Genomic DNA, 13254 nt, shown 5'->3' on the forward strand with positions numbered 1-13254 from the left:
GGCACATCGCCCCCAGCCGCAATAGATTTGGAGACGTTGGCGAATGGATCGTCCGATTTCTCACCTACGCCCACGGGGACACCCCCATGGATTCGGCAAGCCGGATGGCCGCCTCGCGCTGGGGCAAGCCCGCCACGAAAGCAGCAAGGCTCACCAGATCGCCTCCCCCGTCACCGGTCGCGAAATCCGCCCACCGGCCCGTTGAGACATTGACCTTGAAGCTCCCCAGCCGCCTGTCCGGGCGCAGTGGGTTGCGGGCAACCCATTCGTGCCCTTCCAGCCGCCCTTCGGGCAGCAGGCCCCGCACAATCGCGTTGGCATTGGACAGCGCCGCCCGATTGACCCGCCCGAAGTCAATCCGCCCGGACCGCACGGCCCCGCTTTCTCCGATCATTGGTCGCCCTCCAGCAGCTTATGGAGGGCATGTGCAGGGATCAGCGTGCGATTGCCGATCTTGACGACTTCCAGCCGCCCAGTGGCAATCAGTTGATAGAGCCGGGTACGGCCCAGCGAGGTGGCGCGGCTAGCCTCTTTGATCGAATAGGCGAGAGGTCCGGCCTGTGATGTATCGTTCATTCTCGAACTCCCTTGTTCATGGGAGTTCGGATCAGTACGCGCCGCTACGACGCAGGGGTGATGTCAAAAACTGTCCCGATGGAACCGGTAAAAGTCTGAAAGGCGGAATGCGCCGAATCGCGAGCTGTGCCTCGCCGTCTGCTCCGCTAGCTCAATCGTCTCAGAAACCCAGTTGGGCCAGAAGACCATGCGCTCCAAGTCAAAGCCGCGGCGATCCTCACCGGCATAATGTGAGCACAACACTTCAACAGTTGCCGATGCAAGGTGCAAAACCGGCTTGCGCTTTGACCAAATGGCCCGGATTGCATTCCCCTGTTCGACGCCATGCCGAGCCGCATACGACCTCGCCAACGCCCGCGTCGATGCGCCCATGCTGCGTATTGCAGTGAGGATCGGGCCTTGATTGGCAGGCAGTGCGGCGTTGCACCGCCGATCAAACCACAAACCTGCGTGAAAGCCCTCTAGCACCCGTCTATTGAACTGTGCGAGCTGAACAGTGATCCGGCTTTGCTTGCTCAGGTTGTATGGCAGGATCGGAACGCTTTCACCACGGTAGCGCCGTCGCGCCCAGCACCATTGCTCCAACAGATGCACGCCAGATTGGGGACGGTGCGGCATGGCTATCCAGGCCAGTATCTGCGCGCCAGCTATCAGGTCGTCGGTGTCGAGCCTGATCTCACGCCTTGGCGCAAGCGGGGCAGCACAAGGCATCAACCTCGGTCGCCGGATCGAGGGGGCAGGGGGGAGCCACATGCGCGCGGATTTTCAGCCATCGGCATCGGGCATTTCTGTTCCCATGTTCCCAAAGCGTCCTGACGGCTTGGGAACATGATCGTTTCATCCGAGAGCCCGACATTCTGCCTGTTTGACATACCTTGTTCCCATGTTCCCAAGGTTCCCGCCATAAATATAGCTTCCCGAATGCCACTCGCATAATGGGAAAAAATCGGCCCTTTTCCGGCCTCTCTCGTAGGATCTCAAAACCATATTGCGAATGCGCCCAGTTCGGGCGGAGATGTCAGCAGCGGCGGCGCGGCGACTGAATTGGATTGGCGAAAGCCCCACCTGCTTGGCTGACCTCACCCGGCCCGCCTGTCCGCCACTTCTCCAGGTCGCTGTCCGGAAATTGCAGCGAGCGAAAAATAAATCTGCCGATGAGGGGGACAGCGGTCAGACCAAAGGGATGGCTCAGGACTTTTGGCCTCCCCCCCTTTTGCCTCCAGCTCGCCCGGCCAGGCCTCGAATTGCCATGGAATGCCGCGCGCTTGTGGCATCCCCACACCCCCACCGCCGAGCGCACTCTCGCCTTGCGGCTGGCTTATTCTGGGTCCGAACGCCATAACCGCCGCCTCGCATCCCATAGCGCTTCCCATGCCCGGAGGTGGGCCGGGTTGCTAGGATCGAACGGCGGTACGTCCGCCCGAAGCTCAGGCGACTGAGCCTCTCGTTCTGCCGCGCGCCAGAACGGTAGCTGATATGGGAATTCAACGGGCTGGCTTGCGATCATCGCGCGCTTTGCAGCGACGTACTTCCGACCATAGTAATGTTGAACTTTCCTCTCCGCCGCAGTCGGAAGGATGACGACATTCGCAGGGCATTTGCGCCGCAGCGACCGGAGACCGGGGATGCGCTTCTCAGTCATTGCGCGAACCTCCGCAGATCGGACAGGACAGCCGTCCACCATGTGTCCGGCCAATCCTCGAAATCGACCCATCGCTCGCGCGCATATTCAATTTTCCAGATCGCGGTGGACAAATCTGGCGAGGGGACCGCGATCAAGACATCTTCGGCCACACAGCGCAGCTCGCTGCGCCGCTCAGCTTCGGCCTCGAACGCATCAGGTATCGCCGGACCGCCGGACGTCTGGGCCTGATAGTGAAGCAACCATTCCCCTTGGCTATACGCCTCCTCGAAATCGCGGGCGATCTCCAATGCCACCTGCGCTGCATCCCACTTGCTCATATCCCGGAACCTTTCGCTCGATTGATTGGCACGATGCGTGCTCTTGTTTGCGTGTGCGATGCGGCAATCATTCGACGAGCATCGCCAGCACCAGCGCCTGGGAAAGCACACCCAGGGGAACAGGAACACTTGTCGAGACGAATCCAACATTCTGCGCCCTGCGTTGCCCGTAGATTTCGATCCAACGCCTGCCGTTCATTCGCCAAGCGCGCTGGAGAAGAGGCACCGGCAAGAGATATGCTCGACGTGAAGGTGCGAATGCGTAGGCTATGAAGTCACACGCCAGCGGCTTCTGGACCCAGCCGGGCTTGCGGCGATCTTCATCGCTCCACTGTTCCAGCAGAATGTCCCGCCACTCGTTGGCCCTCACCTTTTCATCGACCGTATAAGTGCGGCCGCAAGCGAGCGTTATGACGCGATCGATGCCGCCGCGCTGAGCCCAACCATCGTTGCGCACCGACACGGCAGAAATCATCGTCGGGAATGCCTTTCTGTAGAGATCCAGCCACCAACCCGCCTCAGAGTGCACGGTGGACATCGCCAAGCTGGCGGCGAATTTATGAACCGGCGGTCGGTCGAATGGTCGCAATGGCAAACGGCCGCCCTGCGCGACCGGCGTCATGAGCGGCCAGCGCCAATCTTGCCGAAATAGCTGCTCATCCCGTGCGAGCGCATATGGGCTTCGATCGCCTGATATCCGCAAGGCAGTGCCTGAATTGCAGCAAGAAGCCCGCGCATCTTGCCATGATAGTGCGCGTCTCGCCAGACGTGCTGCTCCGCCGAAAGATTGGCAGAAGCCTCAACATAGGCAGGACTGCTGTAATAATCTGGGAAGCCAAGCGATGCCGTGTAGTCGGCTGCAAGCAGGACTGACCCACCAGCTTCAACCCATTGTTGGAGCCAAGCCGCCGCGAACAGATCAAGACCGGGCGCTATCGCATCAGGAATTGCATGCGGTTGGGGATCGCAAGGGCTATGATTTGCCTTAGCCATAATCTCGACTCCTTTTCAGTCGGGTTGTTGGTGAGGGACAGCCGGGAGATTAGGCCCTCCCTGCTGTCCCGGTTCCAATCGGGCCGCCTGCCCGATCGGAAGCTATCCGGCCTCTCTGCCGGGGAAGTGCACAACGTCCGCGCCCTTGCGCAGCGTATCGAGATGATCGCTCCACCATTGGGCCATTTCCACCCGCTCGTTCCAGTAAGCGCCTCGCGTGTAGGCGGCCCGCACCTTGTCGGCATCGCCATGGGCAAGCGCCCGCTCGATCGCGTCTGGATGCCACTTGCCGCTTTCATTCAGCAGCGTTGCGGCCATGGCCCGGAACCCATGAGCGGTCATTTCATCGCTGGCATATCCCAGCCGCCTCAGCCCGGCATTCAACGTGTTCTCGCTCATGGGGCGGGCACGGGTGCGGACAGAGGGAAAGACGTAGCCAGCCGGGCCGGTGAGGGCGTGAATCTCTCGCAGGATCGCCACGGCCTGCCGGGACAGAGGGACGCGGTGATCCTTCCGCATCTTGGTTTTCTCGGCTGGGATGGTCCACAGCGCCACGTCCAGCTCGATTTCATCCCAGCGGGCATGGCGCAGCTCGCCGGGCCGCACGAACACGTGGGGGGCCAGTTGCAGCGCCAGCCGGGTAATCCCAAGGCTCTCATAGCCGTCTATCGCCCGCAGCAGCTCGCCGACCTTCACCGGCTCAAGAATGGCTGCGTAGTGCGTCACCTTGGGCGTTGCCAGCGCCCCGCGCAGATCGCGCGTAGGATCGGAAGCCAGCCGCGCCGTGGCCACCGCATAGCGGAACACCATGCCCGCGAGCTGCAGTGTCCGGCGGGCGCTCTCCAGCGTTCCCTTGGCTTCGATCTTGCGGACGGCAGTCAGAATGTCGGCTGGTTCAATTTCGCCGATCGGCAAGCTGCCGAGGGCGGCATTCAGGCGGGACAGCAGGTATTCGCTGCGCTTGGCTGTGGCTGGCGACCAGCCGGCCTGCCCGTCCGCCTTTCGCTTGGCACAATATTCGGCAGAAATGATCGCGAAGGTGTTCATCGCCTCTGCCCGCTGCCGAACCTTCGCGCGGCGCTTCTCCCGCGACGGATCCTTGCTGGCGGCGATTTGTTCGCGAGCTTCATCCCGCCGCTTTCGGGCATCGGCCAGGCTGATCTCGGGATAGGCCCCAAAGGCCATCAGCTTCTCTTTACCAGCAAGGCGATACTTGAGACGCCAGAGCTTTCCGCCGGCTGGGGTCACCAGGAGGTAAAGGCCAGCCCCATCCGCAAGTTTATATTGTTTTGCCGCCGGTTTTGCCTGTCGAACCGCGATGTCGGTTAGCGCCATGGTTCGCCTCACGTACCCCCAGGGTGGCGCATCGTACCCCCTGCATCTCTTGGCTTCCCCCAATCATACCCCCATCAGCGGGTGGCTAGATCTGAACGCGGGCGAACGAATGCGGCCTGATAGGCCCTAAATACCGCCGATTTCGGCGGGATGTCCAGACAGATACGGACGTGGCTGAACTGGAAAGTGGAGCGGGTAGCGGGAATCGAACCCGCATAGCCAGCTTGGAAGGCTGGAGCTTTACCACTAAGCTATACCCGCGCAGTGCCCGAGGCGGACTGCGCTTGCCATGCTGATGGGCCTTGCGTCAATCACAGATTGACCTGAGGCGCCGCACCACCGGATCGCCCGGCCCGAATGGATCCTCGCTCGGGCGATCCGTGGCCCGCGTGGGGTGCGTGGGTCTGTGACTGGCGCCAACTCGTGATAGAATGGCGATCGAGGAATCTGTTCCGGAACCACGAAGAGGGGAAGCACGCGCATATGAATGCCACGACCAAGGGCAAACCGAAGACTGCGAGTCCAGCGGGAGCGCGGCGGCGCAATCCGCTCGATCTGCTGATGAATTCCGGCCTTGGCAAGCTGCTGCGCGGGATCGGGATCGCCCCGCGCCCGGAAAGCGGCGAGAGCCTGCTCGACCTGGCCGATGCGCTGCTGTCGCTGCGCGGTCGCGCCTCCGGCCCGGCGCTGGCGTCGGCGTTCTTCGATCTCTATGAGGCCAGCGATGCCAGCGCCCGGCAGGAATTCCTGGGCAAGATCCACGATTCGCATCCCGCCGATACGGTGGCGATCGAGTCGGCCATCGCGCTGTGGCACGAGAATCGCGACGAGAATTCGGCCCGCGCCCTCCACAGTGCGACCGAATCGCCGAGCCAGAAGCTGATCCGGCTCCTCAATCTGGCGCCGCAGGGCACCCAGCGGCTGATCGGGATGCGCGAAGATCTGCTCGCCGTGCCCGGCAAGGCACCCGGCCTCAAGGCGTTCGATCGCGAACTGGAAAGCGCCTTCACGACTTGGTTCAACGCGGGCTTCCTCGAGCTGCGCCGGATCCATTGGGATTCGCCTGCCGCCCTCCTCGAACGCATCATCCGCTATGAGGCAGTGCACGAGATCCATGGCTGGGAGGACTTGCGCCGCCGCGTCGAGCCGGTCGATCGGCGCTGCTACGGCTTCTTTCATCCGCAAATGATGGACGATCCGCTGATCTTCATCGAAGTGGCGCTCACCACCAGCTTGCCCAGCGGCATTCACCAGATCATCGCCGAGGAGCGCGATCCGATCGAACCGCGCGATGCCTCCTGCGCGATCTTCTATTCGATCAACAATTGTCGCGAAGGTCTGCGCGGCATCCCTTTCGGCAATTACCTCATCAAGCGCGTCGTCGGACTGCTGCGCGAGGAATTGCCGCACCTCAAGACCTTTGCGACGCTCTCTCCCGTCCCGGGTTTCGCCAAGTGGCTGTCGAAGGAGCGGGGAGACGCGAAGAGCGTGCCGGGGGCCAAGGATCTGCGCGCCCTGACCGCGCAATACCTCGTGACCGCCAAGGGCCGCGGCGGCCAGCCGAAGGATCCGGTCGCGCGCTTCCATCTGGGCAACGGCGCCCGACTCGAGGCGATTCACGCCAATGCCGATTTGTCCGAGAACGGGCAGCGCCAGGCGCATGGCGTGATGGTGAACTACGTCTACGATCTCGGCGAGATTGAGGCCAATCACTTCGCGCTGACCGAGTTCGGAACCGTCGCAACGTCGAAGTCGGTGCAGGCGCTGGTCGACGAAGCCGACGAAGGCAAGGACGCAAAGAAGAAGGATAGTGCGGCAAAGGATACCGTGTCCGCCTGATCTCCCCCCACGCGCTGTTCCAGTTGCGGTGCGAGGGGGATCGAGTCCAACGAAAAAGGGCCCCGCCGTCTTGGTGACGGCGGGGCCCTTTTCGCATCTAGGATAGCGTTCCTAGAAAGCCTTGGTCAGACCTTCTTCTTCTTTTTCTTGTCGGCCCAGATCGTGCGGTAGGACATGTAGCCCAGCACGGTCGCGAAAAGCAGGAAGCCGATCACCGGCCAGCCGGTCTGCTTGCGCTTCTCGAGCTTGGGTTCCGCGGTCCAAGTGAGGAACGCAGCGATGTCCTTGGCCATCTGGTCGACGGTCGGCTTGGTGCCGTCTTCGTAGGACACCTGGCCTTCGCCCGAGAGCGGCGGCGCCATCGCGAGATTGAGATTCGCGAAGTACGGATTGTAGTGCAGGCCAGCGGGCGTCTTGGCGTCGGGAAATTCCTTCAGCAGCTCGGCCGGCTGAGCCTGATAACCCGTCAACAAAGAGTAGACGTAGCGACTGCCATCGTGACGCGCCTTGGTCATCAGCGAAAGATCAGGCGGAATCGCGTTGTTGTTGGCAGCGCGCGCGGCAACGTCGTTGGCGAACGGCTTGGGGAAGTAGTCGGTCGGCATGCCCGGTCGCAGCGCGTCCTCGCCCGTGACCGGATCGATCCCGGGAACCTGGAAGCCGGCGGCGATCGCCTTCACTTCGGGCTCCGAATAGCCGAGCGCCTGCAGATCGCGGAAGGCGACCAGTCGCAGCGAGTGGCAGGCCGAGCACACTTCCTTGTAGACCTGGAACCCGCGCTGGAGCTGCTGGCGGTCGAACTTGCCGAACGGGCCGTCGCTGGCGAAGGATACGTCCTTGGGGTGCTTGTGAAATTCCTCTTCGGCCGTCGCCGGTGCCGGCTCGGTGATCGCGAGGTAGGCACCGTTGCCGAACGACCAGAGCAGGGCGACCGTAAAGAACAGCCCGACGAGGATGGAGATGATACGTGCCATGGCTTCCGTCTTTCCGTCTTGCTGTAGCTTACGCGGCCGGAGCCGGCGTGTCGTGCGGGGAGCCTTCCGCGGTACCGAGCAAGGCGTTGTCGTCAGACCCTAGCACGGCCTCGGTGATCGAGAACGGCAGCGGATCGGGGCGCTCGATCGCGGAGACGATCGGCAGGATGATCAGGAAGTGCGCGAAGTAGTAGAACGCACCGATCTGGCTCAGCATCAGATAGGGTTCCGCCGCGTGGGCACCGCCGCAATAGCCGAGCAGCAGCACCGCCGGGATCAGGCCGAACCAGAAGAACTTGCGGTACAGCGGGCGATACGCGGACGAACGAACCGGCGACCGATCGAGCCAAGGCAGGAAGAACCACACGAGGATCGCGGAGAACATCGCGAGCACGCCCATCAGCTTCGCAGGGATGATGAAGAAGTCCGACGTGAACGCGCGCAGGATCGCGTAGAACGGCCAGAAATACCATTCGGGAACGATGAGCGCCGGCGTGCTCATGGAATTGGCCGGAATGTAGTTGTCCGGGTGGCCCAGCGCGTTCGGCATGAAGAACACGAACACGCAGTAGACCAGCGCGGCCGCGCCGATGAACCAGCCGTCCTTGGCGATGTAGTAGGGAAAGAACGGAACGGTGTCGCTCTCGCTCTTGACCTCGACCCCGGTCGGATTGTTCGAGCCCGGAATGTGCAGTGCCCAGATGTGCAGCACGACCACGCCGACGATCACGAACGGCAGCAGATAGTGCAGCGAGAAGAATCGATTGAGCGCGGCGTTATCGGGGGCGAAGCCACCGAGCAGCCACTGCTGGATCCCCTCGCCAACCACGGGAAACGCGCCGAACAGGCCGGTGATGACCTTGGCGCCCCAGAAGCTCATCTGGCCCCAAGGCAGCACGTAGCCCATGAACGCGGTCGCCATCATCAGCAAGAAGATCACCACGCCGAGCAGCCACACCATCTCGCGCGGGGCCTTGTACGATCCGTAGAACAGGCCGCGGAAGATGTGGATGTAGATCACCACGAAGAACGCGGAGGCGCCGTTGGCGTGCGCATAGCGCAGCATCCAGCCCCAGTTGACGTCGCGCATGATGTGCTCGACCGAAGTGAACGCCACCGCCTGGTTCGCAGCATAGTGCATGGCGAGCACGATGCCGGTCACGATCTGAAGCATCAGGCAGGCCATCGCCAGGAAGCCGAAATTCCAGAAATAGTTCAGGTTGCGCGGCACCGGATAGCCGGACCCGACCGAGTTGTAGACGAGGCGCGGCAACGGCAGCTTCTCGTCCATCCACTGCATGAAGGGATGGGTCGGGGTGTAGTGCTTGGCCCAGGGAAAGCTCATGATTTTCTACCTCAGCCGATCTTGACCACGGTTTCGGACGTGAAGGCGTACTCCGGAACCTCGAGGTTCTTGGGAGCAGGGCCTTTGCGGATGCGCGCGGCGGTGTCGTACGCAGAACCGTGGCAGGGGCAGAAATAACCGCCGAACTCGCCTTTGTTCTCGCCTTCGCCGGCGCCAAGCGGGACGCAGCCGAGATGGGTGCAGACGCCCATCGTGATCAGCCAGTTCTCCTTGCCCGCGAGAGTGCGCTCCTCGAGCGTCTGCGGATCGCGCAGCGAGGAGATGTCGACCGCGTTGGCTGCGGCAATTTCCTTGGGCGTCAGGTTGCGCACGAAGACAGGCTGGTTGCGGAACACCGCCTTGATCGCCTGCCCGGGCTGGATCGCCGAGATGTCGACCTCGGTCGAGCTCGCGGCGAGCACGTCCGCCGACGGCGCCATCTGGCTGATCAGCGGGACCAGCACCGCGACGCCGGCGACGCCGGCCGCGCTGACTGCCGCAATATTGATGAAGTCACGACGCCGCACGCCGTCTCCGGCCACCGTATCCGGAGATTCAGTGATCGCTTCTTCTGCCATGGTTCGACCTTGCCTTGCCTCAATGCCTGCCGACGACCCCGCGCGCAGGCTGGAAACTTAAACCGCGCTGCGCGTGGTAACCCCCGGATTTCAACAGGCGGTCGGACGTGAAAAGCCCGGACGCATGCCGACTTGGCGCGCTGATAGACGCGAAAAACGCACCTGCCAACCGCCTTTTTGGGTCATGGGGAAAGTGGCGTCAGCGAAGCGCAATCAGGGAAATCTGTCGGCCATACGACGGTTCGTCGCGATGAGTCGCGCGGCGGTAGGAGAAGAAGCAGTCTTCGTGGGCATAGGTATCGAGCCCCAGCCGCTCGACTTTGGCCAGACCGTGCGCTTCGAGACGGCGCGAAACATAGCCTTCGAGATCGAACTGGTAGTGCCCTGACTTGCCGGGTTCGAGCAGGTCCATGTTGGCAGCATCAAGCGCGACGAGGCGATCATGGAACGCGGTATCGACTTCGTAGCTGGGCTGCGCGATGCACGGGCCGACGGCTCCGACGATGCGCGCGGCTTTGGCGCCAAGCGATATCATCGCTTCGATGGTCCTATCCGTCACGCCCGCGACTGCGCCTTTCCAGCCCGCATGCGCGGCGCCGATCACGCCCGCCTCACAATCCGCGAGAAGCACGGGCGCGCAGTCCGCGGTCAGAATGCCGAGAAGCAGGCCCGGCCGATCGGTGACGAGCGCGTCGGCTTGGGGCCGCGCGTCGTCGTCCCACGGCTCGGTGACCACGACGCAATCGGGCGAATGCACCTGGTAGACCGTGACGAGCCTGGCATCGGGCTGCACCGCCGCGACCGCGAGCCGCCGATTCTCGGCGATCAGCGCCGGGTCGTCGCCCGAGCCGTGCCCGACGTTGAGACCCGCGACATCGCCGGTCGAGACCCCGCCCTTTCGGCCAAGAAACCCGTGCGCGATGCCTTCGAGCACCGCCGCGCGGGCGACATCGACCGACTCGGACGTCATCCGAGGCTCTTGGTCACCTGCTCGAGCACGTCGCGCGAGAGCTGCGGCACGGCCGCGATCTTCTCCAGCTCGGCGCGCATCATCGCCGAGCGACCCGGCTCGATCCGACGCCAGCGGCCCAGCGAGGGCACGAACCGCGCCGCCGTCTGCGGATTGACCGGGTCGAGGCGACGGATGAGATCGCCGATGATGCGATAGCCCTCGCCGCTGGCGGCATGAAACGCGTGCGGATTGGCCGCAAGCGCCATGTACAGCGCGCGCACCCGGTTCGGGTTGTTCATCGTGAAGTCGGGGTGATTCGCCAGCGCCTTCGCATGCTCAAGCACGTCGGGATGGAACGAGCTCGTCTGCAGCGAGAACCACTTGTCGACGACCAGCGCATTGCCCTGGTAGCGCTTGTAGAAGTCGCCCAGCGCTTCCTCGCGCTCGGGGCAATCGAGGCTCGCCAGCACCATCAGCGCGCCTTGGCGATCGGTCATGTTGTCGGCGGCCTGGTACTGCGCCAGCGCGCGGGTCGCGCCCTCTTCCGGATCGCCCGCGGCGATGTATTGCAGCGCGATCGACTTGACCTTGCGCGCGCCCCGCGCCTCGGCATCGCGCGAATAAGGCACGGCCAGCGCGCGATCGTGGAGGTCGAGGAAATCGTCCTGCAGTTCCTCGCCCAGCCACGCCTTGAGCGCCTCGCGCTCGGCATGGATCGCGGACGGATCGGCGACCAGCATCTGTTCGGCGAGGTAGCTCTCGGCAGGCAGGATCATCAGCTCGCCGCGCATCAGGTCCTCGAGCGAATCGGAATCGAGGATCGCTTCGAAGGCCTGGCTTACCGCATCGCGCTCGACATCGCGCGCGCGCTCCTCGAGCCCGCCGCCGACTGCCTTGACCAGATGCCGGACGACGAGGCTCTGCATCGCTTCGTACCGCGCGAACGGATCGTCGTCGCGCGCGGCAAGGAACACGAGGTCTTCGTCGGGGCGCTCGCTCTCGATCGCGACCGGCGCGGAGAAACCGCGATTGAGCGAGACGACGGGCGGGCGCAAGTAGCCCTTGAACGGGAAGTCCTGCGTCTCCTTGTCGAGCACGATCAACTGCTCGCCATGGTGCTTGCCAGTCTCGCGCTCGAACAGCGCGACTTTCAGCGGGATCGGCATCGGCTGCTTTTCGGGCTGGCCGGGCGTCGGCGGGACAGTCTGCGTCAGCCGCAGCGTCGCGAAGTTGTTCTCGTGGATCAGCTTTGCCGTGACTTGCGGCGTGCCGGCTTGCGAATACCACAGGCGGAACTGCTCGAGATCGATCTCGGCGCCGTCCTCGATCGCCTTGACGAAGTTCTCGCACGTCGCGGCCTCACCGTCATGGCGCTCGAAATAGAGATCGGTGCCCGCACGGAACCGCTCCTCGCCCACCATGGTGCGCATCATGCGGATCACTTCGGCGCCCTTGTTGTAGACCGTCGAGGTGTAGAAGTTCGAGATTTCCTGGTAGGAATCGGGGCGGATCGGATGCGCCAGCGGGCCGGAATCCTCCGGGTACTGCGCCGCGCGCAAGATGCGCACGTCTTCGATCCGCTTGACCGCCGCGCTGCCCATGTCGGCGCTGAACAGCTGATCGCGCAGCACGGTGAAGCCTTCCTTGAGGCTGAGCTGGAACCAGTCGCGGCAGGTCACGCGGTTGCCCGACCAGTTGTGGAAATATTCGTGGCCGATCACGCCTTCGATGCCATCGTAGTCGGCGTCGGTCGCGGTTTCGGGGTCGGCCAGCACGTAGCGCGTGTTGAAGACGTTGAGCCCCTTGTTCTCCATCGCGCCCATGTTGAAGTCGGAGACGGCGACGATGTTGAACAAGTCGAGATCGTATTCGCGGCCGAAGGTCTCCTCATCCCACTTCATCGAGGCCTTGAGCGAGGCCATCGCGTGCTCGGTGCGCGCCTCGTCGCCCGGGCGGACATAGATGTTGAGCGCGACTTCGCGGCCCGACATCGTGGTGAAGCTGTCCGAATTGGCGACCAGATCGCCGGCGACGAGCGCGAACAAGTACGAAGGCTTGGGCCAGGGATCGTGCCACTCGGCCCAGTGCGTGCCGTCCGCGCCGTCACCGCTGTCAGTGCAATTGCCGTTCGACAAGAGGATCGGGAACGTCTGCTTGTCGCCTTCCATCCGCACGGTGAACGTCGAAAGCACGTCGGGCCGATCGGGGAAGAAGGTGATGCGGCGGAAGCCTTCCGCCTCGCACTGCGTGCACAGCATGCCGCCCGAGGCATAGAGCCCCATCAGCTGACTGTTGGCAGCGGGATTGACCGCGGTTTCGATTTCGACCTCGTGCGCCTCGCCCGGCAGATCGATCAGGAGATCGGAGCCGTCGAGCCGCCAGTCGTTCACAGCGCTGCCATCGAGGCTGACCGAGACCGGCGTCAGATTGTCGCCATTGAGCCGCAAGGTCGTGCTGCCATTGCCATCGGGATTGCGGCGCACCGCAAGCTTCGAGCGAACGCGGGTGTCGTCGAGGCCGAGCGCGAAATCGAGCGCGATCTCTGGAACCAGCCACGCGGGCGGCAGGTAATCCTCGCGACGAATGACCGGCGGCGCCTGCGGCGGCGGCGCAGCATCGGCGAGTTGGGGGCTGGCGGCGGGCTCTGACGGTCTGCTGGCGATATCCATTGCGGCTAATTAGGCTCTCGCGCCGCGAATG

At 63.4% G+C, this 13254-nt stretch carries 13 protein-coding genes and 1 tRNA gene; 1 reads left to right on the forward strand and 13 read right to left on the reverse strand.

Going from position 1 to position 13254, the window contains the following annotated elements; genetic code table 11:
• Nucleotides 1–64: 64 nt before the first annotated feature.
• From GQO94_RS09015 to GQO94_RS09050, 8 genes are all read right to left on the reverse strand, one after another.
• Nucleotides 65–394, reverse strand: coding sequence for a hypothetical protein (locus GQO94_RS09015; protein WP_156840812.1), 330 nt, complete (start codon nucleotides 392–394; stop codon nucleotides 65–67).
• Complete coding sequence (locus tag GQO94_RS09020) at nucleotides 391–576, reverse strand: helix-turn-helix domain-containing protein (RefSeq protein WP_156840813.1); 186 nt, start codon at nucleotides 574–576, stop codon at nucleotides 391–393. The genes GQO94_RS09015 and GQO94_RS09020 overlap by 4 nt, the downstream gene beginning before the upstream one ends.
• Before the next feature lie 63 nt (nucleotides 577–639).
• Nucleotides 640–1287: a hypothetical protein gene (locus tag GQO94_RS09025; RefSeq protein ID WP_156840814.1), complete on the reverse strand. Its 648-nt coding sequence runs from the start codon at nucleotides 1285–1287 to the stop codon at nucleotides 640–642.
• A gap of 927 nt (nucleotides 1288–2214) precedes the next feature.
• Entirely contained in the window at nucleotides 2215–2508 is a 294-nt protein-coding gene (locus GQO94_RS09030; protein WP_156840815.1) for a hypothetical protein, read from the reverse strand.
• A 97-nt stretch (nucleotides 2509–2605) separates the two neighbouring features.
• Nucleotides 2606–3160, reverse strand: a complete 555-nt coding sequence (locus GQO94_RS21015; RefSeq protein WP_232332843.1) for a hypothetical protein — start codon at nucleotides 3158–3160, stop codon at nucleotides 2606–2608.
• Complete coding sequence (locus tag GQO94_RS09040) at nucleotides 3157–3531, reverse strand: hypothetical protein (RefSeq protein WP_156840816.1); 375 nt, start codon at nucleotides 3529–3531, stop codon at nucleotides 3157–3159. The genes GQO94_RS21015 and GQO94_RS09040 overlap by 4 nt, the downstream gene beginning before the upstream one ends.
• Nucleotides 3532–3633: 102 nt before the next feature.
• Complete coding sequence (locus GQO94_RS09045; RefSeq protein ID WP_156840817.1) at nucleotides 3634–4866, reverse strand: tyrosine-type recombinase/integrase; 1233 nt, start codon at nucleotides 4864–4866, stop codon at nucleotides 3634–3636.
• 187 nt (nucleotides 4867–5053) lie between these two features.
• Nucleotides 5054–5127, reverse strand: a tRNA-Gly gene (locus tag GQO94_RS09050).
• A gap of 222 nt (nucleotides 5128–5349) precedes the next feature.
• On the opposite strand from GQO94_RS09050, the gene GQO94_RS09055 reads away from it, so the two are divergent.
• The gene (locus tag GQO94_RS09055) at nucleotides 5350–6705 is read left to right on the forward strand and encodes a malonyl-CoA decarboxylase (protein WP_232332844.1); all 1356 of its coding nucleotides are present in this window, start codon (nucleotides 5350–5352) and stop codon (nucleotides 6703–6705) included.
• 125 nt (nucleotides 6706–6830) lie between these two features.
• Here GQO94_RS09055 and GQO94_RS09060 read toward each other — a convergent pair whose 3' ends face one another.
• The 5 genes from GQO94_RS09060 to pepN form a co-directional block, all read right to left on the reverse strand.
• Nucleotides 6831–7679, reverse strand: a complete 849-nt coding sequence (locus tag GQO94_RS09060; protein ID WP_156840818.1) for a cytochrome c1 — start codon at nucleotides 7677–7679, stop codon at nucleotides 6831–6833.
• 28 nt (nucleotides 7680–7707) lie between these two features.
• A complete protein-coding gene (locus GQO94_RS09065) occupies nucleotides 7708–9024 on the reverse strand; it encodes a cytochrome b (protein ID WP_156840819.1) in 1317 nt (438 codons plus the stop codon).
• Between the two features lie 11 nt (nucleotides 9025–9035).
• Nucleotides 9036–9602, reverse strand: a complete 567-nt coding sequence (gene petA, locus GQO94_RS09070; RefSeq protein WP_156840820.1) for a ubiquinol-cytochrome c reductase iron-sulfur subunit — start codon at nucleotides 9600–9602, stop codon at nucleotides 9036–9038.
• A 199-nt stretch (nucleotides 9603–9801) separates the two neighbouring features.
• Nucleotides 9802–10572: a peptidoglycan editing factor PgeF gene (pgeF, locus tag GQO94_RS09075; RefSeq protein WP_156840821.1), complete on the reverse strand. Its 771-nt coding sequence runs from the start codon at nucleotides 10570–10572 to the stop codon at nucleotides 9802–9804.
• Complete coding sequence (pepN, locus tag GQO94_RS09080; RefSeq protein WP_156840822.1) at nucleotides 10569–13223, reverse strand: aminopeptidase N; 2655 nt, start codon at nucleotides 13221–13223, stop codon at nucleotides 10569–10571. Before pepN ends, pgeF begins: the two co-directional genes overlap by 4 nt.
• Nucleotides 13224–13254 lie beyond the last annotated feature (31 nt).

The organism is Novosphingobium aquimarinum (genome assembly GCF_009746585.1).
In the GTDB taxonomy this organism is placed as follows: Bacteria; Pseudomonadota; Alphaproteobacteria; order Sphingomonadales; family Sphingomonadaceae; genus Novosphingobium; species Novosphingobium aquimarinum.

Bases quoted from the DNA above. Each gene is read 5' to 3' on its own strand.
- GQO94_RS09055 (WP_232332844.1), top strand. From the start codon at position 5,350: ATGAATGCCACGACCAAGGGCAAACCGAAGACTGCGAGTCCAGCGGGA.
- petA (WP_156840820.1), bottom strand. From the start codon at position 9,602: ATGGCAGAAGAAGCGATCACTGAATCTCCGGATACGGTGGCCGGAGAC.
- GQO94_RS09020 (WP_156840813.1), bottom strand. From the start codon at position 576: ATGAACGATACATCACAGGCCGGACCTCTCGCCTATTCGATCAAAGAG.
- GQO94_RS09065 (WP_156840819.1), bottom strand. From the start codon at position 9,024: ATGAGCTTTCCCTGGGCCAAGCACTACACCCCGACCCATCCCTTCATG.
- GQO94_RS09045 (WP_156840817.1), bottom strand. From the start codon at position 4,866: ATGGCGCTAACCGACATCGCGGTTCGACAGGCAAAACCGGCGGCAAAA.
- GQO94_RS21015 (WP_232332843.1), bottom strand. From the start codon at position 3,160: ATGACGCCGGTCGCGCAGGGCGGCCGTTTGCCATTGCGACCATTCGAC.
- GQO94_RS09015 (WP_156840812.1), bottom strand. From the start codon at position 394: ATGATCGGAGAAAGCGGGGCCGTGCGGTCCGGGCGGATTGACTTCGGG.
- pgeF (WP_156840821.1), bottom strand. From the start codon at position 10,572: ATGACGTCCGAGTCGGTCGATGTCGCCCGCGCGGCGGTGCTCGAAGGC.
- GQO94_RS09040 (WP_156840816.1), bottom strand. From the start codon at position 3,531: ATGGCTAAGGCAAATCATAGCCCTTGCGATCCCCAACCGCATGCAATT.
- GQO94_RS09060 (WP_156840818.1), bottom strand. From the start codon at position 7,679: ATGGCACGTATCATCTCCATCCTCGTCGGGCTGTTCTTTACGGTCGCC.
- pepN (WP_156840822.1), bottom strand. From the start codon at position 13,223: ATGGATATCGCCAGCAGACCGTCAGAGCCCGCCGCCAGCCCCCAACTC.
- GQO94_RS09025 (WP_156840814.1), bottom strand. From the start codon at position 1,287: ATGCCTTGTGCTGCCCCGCTTGCGCCAAGGCGTGAGATCAGGCTCGAC.